This is a genomic window from Gemella sp. GH3 (genome assembly GCF_013415425.1).
Taxonomy (GTDB): Bacteria; Bacillota; Bacilli; order Staphylococcales; family Gemellaceae; genus Gemelliphila.
Genome location: NZ_JACBYC010000253.1, coordinates 1 through 6,238, shown reverse-complemented (window position 1 = coordinate 6,238; position 6,238 = coordinate 1). Strand labels below are relative to the sequence as shown.

Annotated in this window: 6 protein-coding genes; 4 read left to right on the top strand and 2 right to left on the bottom strand. The window is 25.5% G+C overall.

The genetic code is table 11. The annotated features are described in order from the left end of the window. Positions 1-69: 69 nt before the first annotated feature. From HZY83_RS08185 to HZY83_RS08170, 4 genes are all read left to right on the top strand, one after another. Positions 70-378, top strand: coding sequence for a hypothetical protein (locus HZY83_RS08185; protein WP_179943539.1), 309 nt, complete (start codon positions 70-72; stop codon positions 376-378). Between the two features lie 12 nt (positions 379-390). Then, positions 391-618: a hypothetical protein gene (locus HZY83_RS08180; protein WP_179943538.1), complete on the top strand. Its 228-nt coding sequence runs from the start codon at positions 391-393 to the stop codon at positions 616-618. A gap of 141 nt (positions 619-759) precedes the next feature. Next, the gene (locus HZY83_RS08175; protein WP_179943537.1) at positions 760-1,134 is read left to right on the top strand and encodes a MarR family winged helix-turn-helix transcriptional regulator; all 375 of its coding nucleotides are present in this window, start codon (positions 760-762) and stop codon (positions 1,132-1,134) included. A gap of 65 nt (positions 1,135-1,199) precedes the next feature. After that, complete coding sequence (locus tag HZY83_RS08170; protein WP_179943536.1) at positions 1,200-2,621, top strand: cation:dicarboxylate symporter family transporter; 1,422 nt, start codon at positions 1,200-1,202, stop codon at positions 2,619-2,621. A gap of 222 nt (positions 2,622-2,843) precedes the next feature. Here the strand turns inward: HZY83_RS08170 and HZY83_RS08165 are convergent, their stop codons facing one another. Together HZY83_RS08165 and HZY83_RS08160 are read right to left on the bottom strand one after the other, a co-directional pair. Next, positions 2,844-4,442, bottom strand: coding sequence for an ABC transporter ATP-binding protein (locus HZY83_RS08165; RefSeq protein WP_179943535.1), 1,599 nt, complete (start codon positions 4,440-4,442; stop codon positions 2,844-2,846). After that, the gene (locus tag HZY83_RS08160; RefSeq protein ID WP_179943534.1) at positions 4,429-6,165 is read right to left on the bottom strand and encodes an ABC transporter ATP-binding protein/permease; all 1,737 of its coding nucleotides are present in this window, start codon (positions 6,163-6,165) and stop codon (positions 4,429-4,431) included. The genes HZY83_RS08165 and HZY83_RS08160 overlap by 14 nt, the downstream gene beginning before the upstream one ends. Positions 6,166-6,238: the final 73 nt, after the last annotated feature.

Genomic DNA, 6,238 nt, shown 5'->3' with positions numbered 1-6,238 from the left:
CCTTTATAAAAGTATTAGCGTACTTAAAATCAAAGGAAAAATAATGTTTTTTGTGAGGAGGTAATATTTTTGAATAATTATGAATATTTACTAAGACTACTGGTATTTATTTTTGGGGCTGTAATAACGAGTTATTCAATAAAAAATAAATATGAAACAAACAAGGCTATAAATAAGAGTATATTTAATATGATTGTTTTAGCAATAATAGTATTTTCTTCAATATTTATAATAAAAGGATACAAGCCTATAGAAGCTATGCAACATTATGAACTAATATCGCCTATCTTTCTATTTGGAATGTTTAATACTATTTTTATATTGTTTAAATACAAATATAAAAATTCAAAAAAGATAAATAATAGTAATTCTTTATAAGGAGATAAAACTATGATTATTTTAGAAGGAATTATGTTTATAATCCTATTATTAGTTGTAAGAATAATAGCTAGAAAATCTTTATTAGTAGCTTTATGTATAAACTTACTATTTTTTATTTATGGAATTTACTATTACATGTATATTCATTCTAACTTCAGATTTATAATATTAGCAATATTCTTATTATTAATAATTTGCCAGAGAAATTACCCTTTACTAAGAAGAAAAGAAGACTAACACTGTCTTCTTTTTTCTTTTGTTATTAATGAGTTATATTGATAAAATATAACTAAAATAAAAATAATAGTTGTAAAAAAAAATGTATTGTGCTAAAATATATGCACGTACATATATTTTAATAATAGAAAGGTCTATGTTATGGGAGTAGAAGATTGTATAACTAGGTGGATAAATTTAACGCAACAAATTAGTAATACAGAAGATTTGCTTGAAAAAAGATTAGAAGAGGAAAAACTAACACTTAAAGAATTTTATGTCTTATATTTTTTAGATAAAAGTGAAAATAAAAGAATGAGACTACAAAATCTTGAGCAATTAGTAGGACTTAGTCAAAGTGCAATGTCAAGAATGATTGTTAGAATGGAGCAAAGTAGTTGTTGTGAATATATAAAACGTACACGTTGTAAAAAAGATGGTCGAGGAGTGTGTATTACTCTAACAGAAAAAGGCTCAGTAAAATTACAGCAAGTTTTACCTAAAGTATATGATTTATTACAAAACACTTTATATTAAACATAATTAATTTTTCGATAAAAATTTATATGTATGGACATACATAAGAAATGGAGGATATGTTTATGGTGAATACACCATTTTTTACCAATTTTTTAAAAGTAAGTAATTTATTTACTATTGGTAGTATTTTTGTTTTGATATTTTTAATATTGTTTTTACGTTGGATGAAAACAAAGAAATATAGCTTTTCGAAGCGTATGATGGTTGCGTTAGTTGCAGGATTAGTTTTAGGTATTGCTATTGATTTAATAGGAAATTCTTTTGGAGATCTTTATACTAATTATGCCAAAGCAGAGATAGTAGCTTGGTATTCATTGTTAGGATCAGGAGTATTAAGATTAATTCAATTATTAGCAGTGCCTATCGTCTTTTTATCTATTATAGATGTAGTTATAGGTGTTGAAGGTAATAATTTAAAATCATTAACGGGAAAAACATTCTTTATGTTACTAGGAACAACTTCTATATCAGCACTTGTTGCGGTATTAGTTCTTTATATATTCCCACTAGATTCGGTTAGTTTTGCAGGAGAAATTTCAAAAAGTACAGCTACTCGTATGGAAACAATATCTACACAAAGTTTCCCACAATTCTTTTTGGATTTAATACCGAATAATGTACTTAGTGTAATGACAACTAACAACAGTATTGTATCTGTAGTTATTATCGGTATATTAGTAGCTACTGCAATAAGATTTTTGAACAAGAAAAATCCACACCAAGTTAAGCCAGCTGTAGATGTTTTACGTGCTGCTAAAACAATTGTTAGTAGTGTCTTAATGAATATTTTAAAATGGATGCCTTATGGTATTGTAGCGTTAGTAGCAAGCACTATTATACGTAACGGATTATCTGTTATATCTAGTACATTAGGGTTTATAGTGAATCTATATATTGCAGTGGCAATAATGTTAATAGTTTATGTATTTATTTTACTTGCTAATGGACTAAATCCTATTAAATTTTACAAAAATGCTTATAGTACAATGATTTTTGCTTTCTCTTCTCGCTCAAGTGTAGGAACATTACCTTATACTATAAAAACTTTAGAAGAGAAAATGGGAGTTTCATCACAAACAGCAAACTTCGTTGCTACTATGGGGACTACTGTAGGAATGAACGGATGTGCAGGAATATTCCCGGCAATGCTAGGTGTATTGCTAGCAGCTGCTTCGGGACAGACTATTAACTTCACATTTATAGTGTTATTAGTAATTGTCGTTACTGTAGGATCTGTAGGGATTGCAGGAGTACCAGGAACAGCAACAGTTGCCGCAACTGTAACTTTAAATGGATTAGGATTAGGAAACTATATGAATAATATAGGAGCAATATTTGGTGTTGATCCTATAGTTGATATGGGAAGAACGATGCTTAATGTTACAGGATCAATGATGAGTGCTGTAATTGTTGATAAATGGGAAGGAAGATTAAACACAGACATATATAATGGTTCAAAAGATGATTTAATCGAAAGTGAATAAAAGTTGTAATTAATCTCCCCTATTCTCTTATACGAAAATATTTTAAAGTTTATTAAGGACTAATTTCTATATCTTTGTAGAAATTAGTCCTTTTTTCTCGTTTTATTATATTTCTATTTAAACATTTTATATCTAGCTTTTAACGACTATTAAATATATTATCAGAGACTTTTTATATACAACTGTTCCAAATAAAAAAGCCTAAAAATTAGGCTTTTTTGTTTAAATATTAATAATTCTATCACAAATAGATAATGTTGATTTATTGTGAGATATAATGAATATAATTTTATCATTTTTAATATTATTTAGTGTGTTTAATAACTCTAATTCATTAAATATATCAATATTAGCAGTAGCTTCATCAAGTATTAATATTTTTGAATTGCTGTATAATGATCTTGCTGTTGACAATCTTTGCTTTTGACCAGAAGATACATTAGAACTGCGCTCGCTAATAGTAGTATTTTCTTTTTGAGGTAGGCTTTCAACAAATTTTGCTAAGTTTGTTCTATCTAAGCTGTAATCAAGGGCTTCTTTGTCTATAGACTCTTCAAATAATGTAATATTATTTTTTATTGTTGTATTAAATAAATAACTATCTTGCATAATAATTGATGTATTTTCTCTAAAATATTGTTCGTTTATATCATTAATATCTATATTATCAATAAAAATACAATTATTATTGATAGGTAGTAATTTCATAATTATTTTAGCAAGAGTAGATTTTCCACTGCCACTATCCCCTTGAATGCCGATAATTTCACCTTTTTTAGCTGTAAAAGAAAAGTCATTAATAATCTTTTTATTATCATAAGAGAAAGATAAATTTTTAATAGTTAATTTATTAAATGGTATATTATCTATATCGTTGTTTTGTTGTTCAGGTAAAGTCATAAGGTTTAAATATCTTTTCCCTGCTGCCATAGTTTGACTTAGTGTTGCTGCAATATTCCCCATATACAATATAGGTGTAAATGATACTATATACATAGCAGTTATAGATATAACTAAACTTTTTGACTCTAAGTATTTGTTAGCAGATAAGATAAATATTAATATGCTAATATTGTAAAGCAATAAATTTAGAAATGTTATATTTAATTGAAATTTAGATTTTTGATAAGAAGCACGTATTAGTTGTTCTGTTTCGTCATCAAGCTTCTTATTAACATTTGATTTGTTATTATATTGGATAGTTTCAAATATAGCATAAGTTTCATCTACAGAATTATTATTTATATTTTTTAGATTTTCTTGATAATTATCTCCATAATATTGCCCTTTATTTTTGAAAATCAAAGGTACAACTATACCTATAATTAAGTATAGAATAAAAATTATTATAGAAAGTTTCACGTTAAACAATGCAACAAATAATGTTATTACCATTGTTTGAATTAAATTTATAAAAAAAGGAGTAATAGTATGAGCATAAAATACTTCTAACAATTCTATGTCGCTAGTTATTAAGGTCATATAATCCCCAGAATTTGTTTTAATAAAGTTATGTGCAGAAAGCTTTTTGAATTTTTCCATAACTTTAAGACGTAGAATATGTAATATTTTAAAAGCTACGTAATGATTAAGTAACTGCTCCATATAACTAAAAAATCCTTTGAAAATAGCTAATAAAAAAGGAATTATTAGTAGCCATAAATTATTAATATTAGATTGTGTAAATATATAAGCTAATAAAAAAGTAAAAATAACTACCGTTAAATGACCAAAACTTCCAAAAACTGTAGCAAATATTAAAGGCTTTTTAAGGTTTTTAGCAATATCAAGCAAATTTTTTAAATTTTTAAGAGATATCATAACGAACCTCCTTATTGAAAAATTTATTTTTTAAATTTTTTTGTTTTGATAACAATTCGGAATAAAGTCCTTTTTTATTTTTTAGTTCTATATGCTTGCCAGATTCTATTATTTCTCCGTTGTTAATGACAAATATTTTGTCGCAATTTTGTAAAGTTTCTAAGTCGTGTGAAATCAAAATAATAATTTTATTATCTTTAATAGAGTCAAAGGCATCAAGCACACATTTTTTGCTATAATCATCAATATTAGATACGGCTTCGTCTAATATGTATATATAACTGTCTTTTAATATGGCTTTTGCAGCGAGTAATCTTTGACGTTGACCTCCCGAAAGATTAGTACCACCTATTTCCACTTTGTAATCAAGTCCACCATTAGAAAGAACGAAGTCTTTTAGATTAACTTTTTCTAATGCCATAAGCATATCATTTTCTGAAATGTCTGGTGTTATACTTAAATGTTGTCTAATAGTTCCTTCACTAAGATAGCTTTCACTAGTTATTACAGTCATAAGATTCATTAATTTAGGAAAGGGTATTTTATATGTAGGAACATCATTATAGACAACATCGCCAGTATCTGATTTTATTAGTCCCATAATTAATTTTATTAAAGTAGACTTTCCGCTACCGCTCTCTCCTACAAATGCAATTTTTTGTGAATTTTTTATTTGTAAGTTAATGTTTTGCAAAATATTTTTTTGTTTATCGTATGAATAATCTACATCTTTAAATGTTAAACTTCCTTTATTATTTACATTGATATTATTGTCTTTTTTTACTTCGGGATAGTCTAACAGTTTATAAATATTATCTAATTCAATAGTAGCTTTCATAGAAATATGAAATAGACCTCCTAAAGTTCGCATAGGTCTAAAACATTCAAAGCTAGCAACTAGAATAAAGATAACTAACATGAAATTACTTAATGTCATAATACCAATTACTGACATAATAAAAATAGAAATATATGTTATAGCATCCATTACATTAATAGAATTTAGTTGATGTTTTAGTAATTCCATAGTAGATTTCCTATATGTTGAGCTAGTTTCATCTATTTCTTGGGAAATATTGCTTTCTTTTCCGTATATTTTCGCTACATTAAAACCATTTAATCTATCAAAAAATAAATCAGCTAAACTCAAGAAATCAGAAAAATTCTTTTTGTTAGATTTTTTAGACTTTTTAATAATTATCATTATTGATAATGGAATAAATGGATATAATATTAACATAGCAAGAGCTAACCAAAAATTTATTGAACCAAAGATTATTACAGAAGTAATAGCTATAAACATAGTGGCAAATATTTGTGGTATAAATTTATTAAAGTATAGCTCAATACTTATTATTGATGAAGAATTAGCAACTATTAAATTACTAGTAGAAATTGCTTCGGTATAATTTAAAGACAATTTTTCTATTTTATTAAAAATTTCTCTGCGTAGTGAATTTCTAACTTGTTTTGAAATTTTGTGACTAAACTTATTATCAAAATATAAAGCTGTGTAATATATTATAGTTGTTATTATTAATTTAGTTAAAAATGTAAAAATAAAATAATTGTTTATATTATCATTGATTACTGCAAATAGTAAATCAATAAAGTTATATGTAGAATATAAAGTACATAAAAATATTAAAATCTTACAGAATGCTATAAGATAAACTTCATTTTTAATATTAAATGAAGCTAAAGATCGTTTATCTAGTTTCATAAAAACCTCTTTTGCGTTTTAATTGATAATTATTATCATTAAATAATTATACATTATTTTTATACTTATATAT

Coding starts and splice junctions, on each gene's coding strand:
- HZY83_RS08170 (WP_179943536.1), top strand. CDS start 1,200: ATGGTGAATACACCATTTTTTACCAATTTTTTAAAAGTAAGTAATTTA.
- HZY83_RS08175 (WP_179943537.1), top strand. CDS start 760: ATGGGAGTAGAAGATTGTATAACTAGGTGGATAAATTTAACGCAACAA.
- HZY83_RS08160 (WP_179943534.1), bottom strand. CDS start 6,165: ATGAAACTAGATAAACGATCTTTAGCTTCATTTAATATTAAAAATGAA.
- HZY83_RS08165 (WP_179943535.1), bottom strand. CDS start 4,442: ATGATATCTCTTAAAAATTTAAAAAATTTGCTTGATATTGCTAAAAAC.
- HZY83_RS08180 (WP_179943538.1), top strand. CDS start 391: ATGATTATTTTAGAAGGAATTATGTTTATAATCCTATTATTAGTTGTA.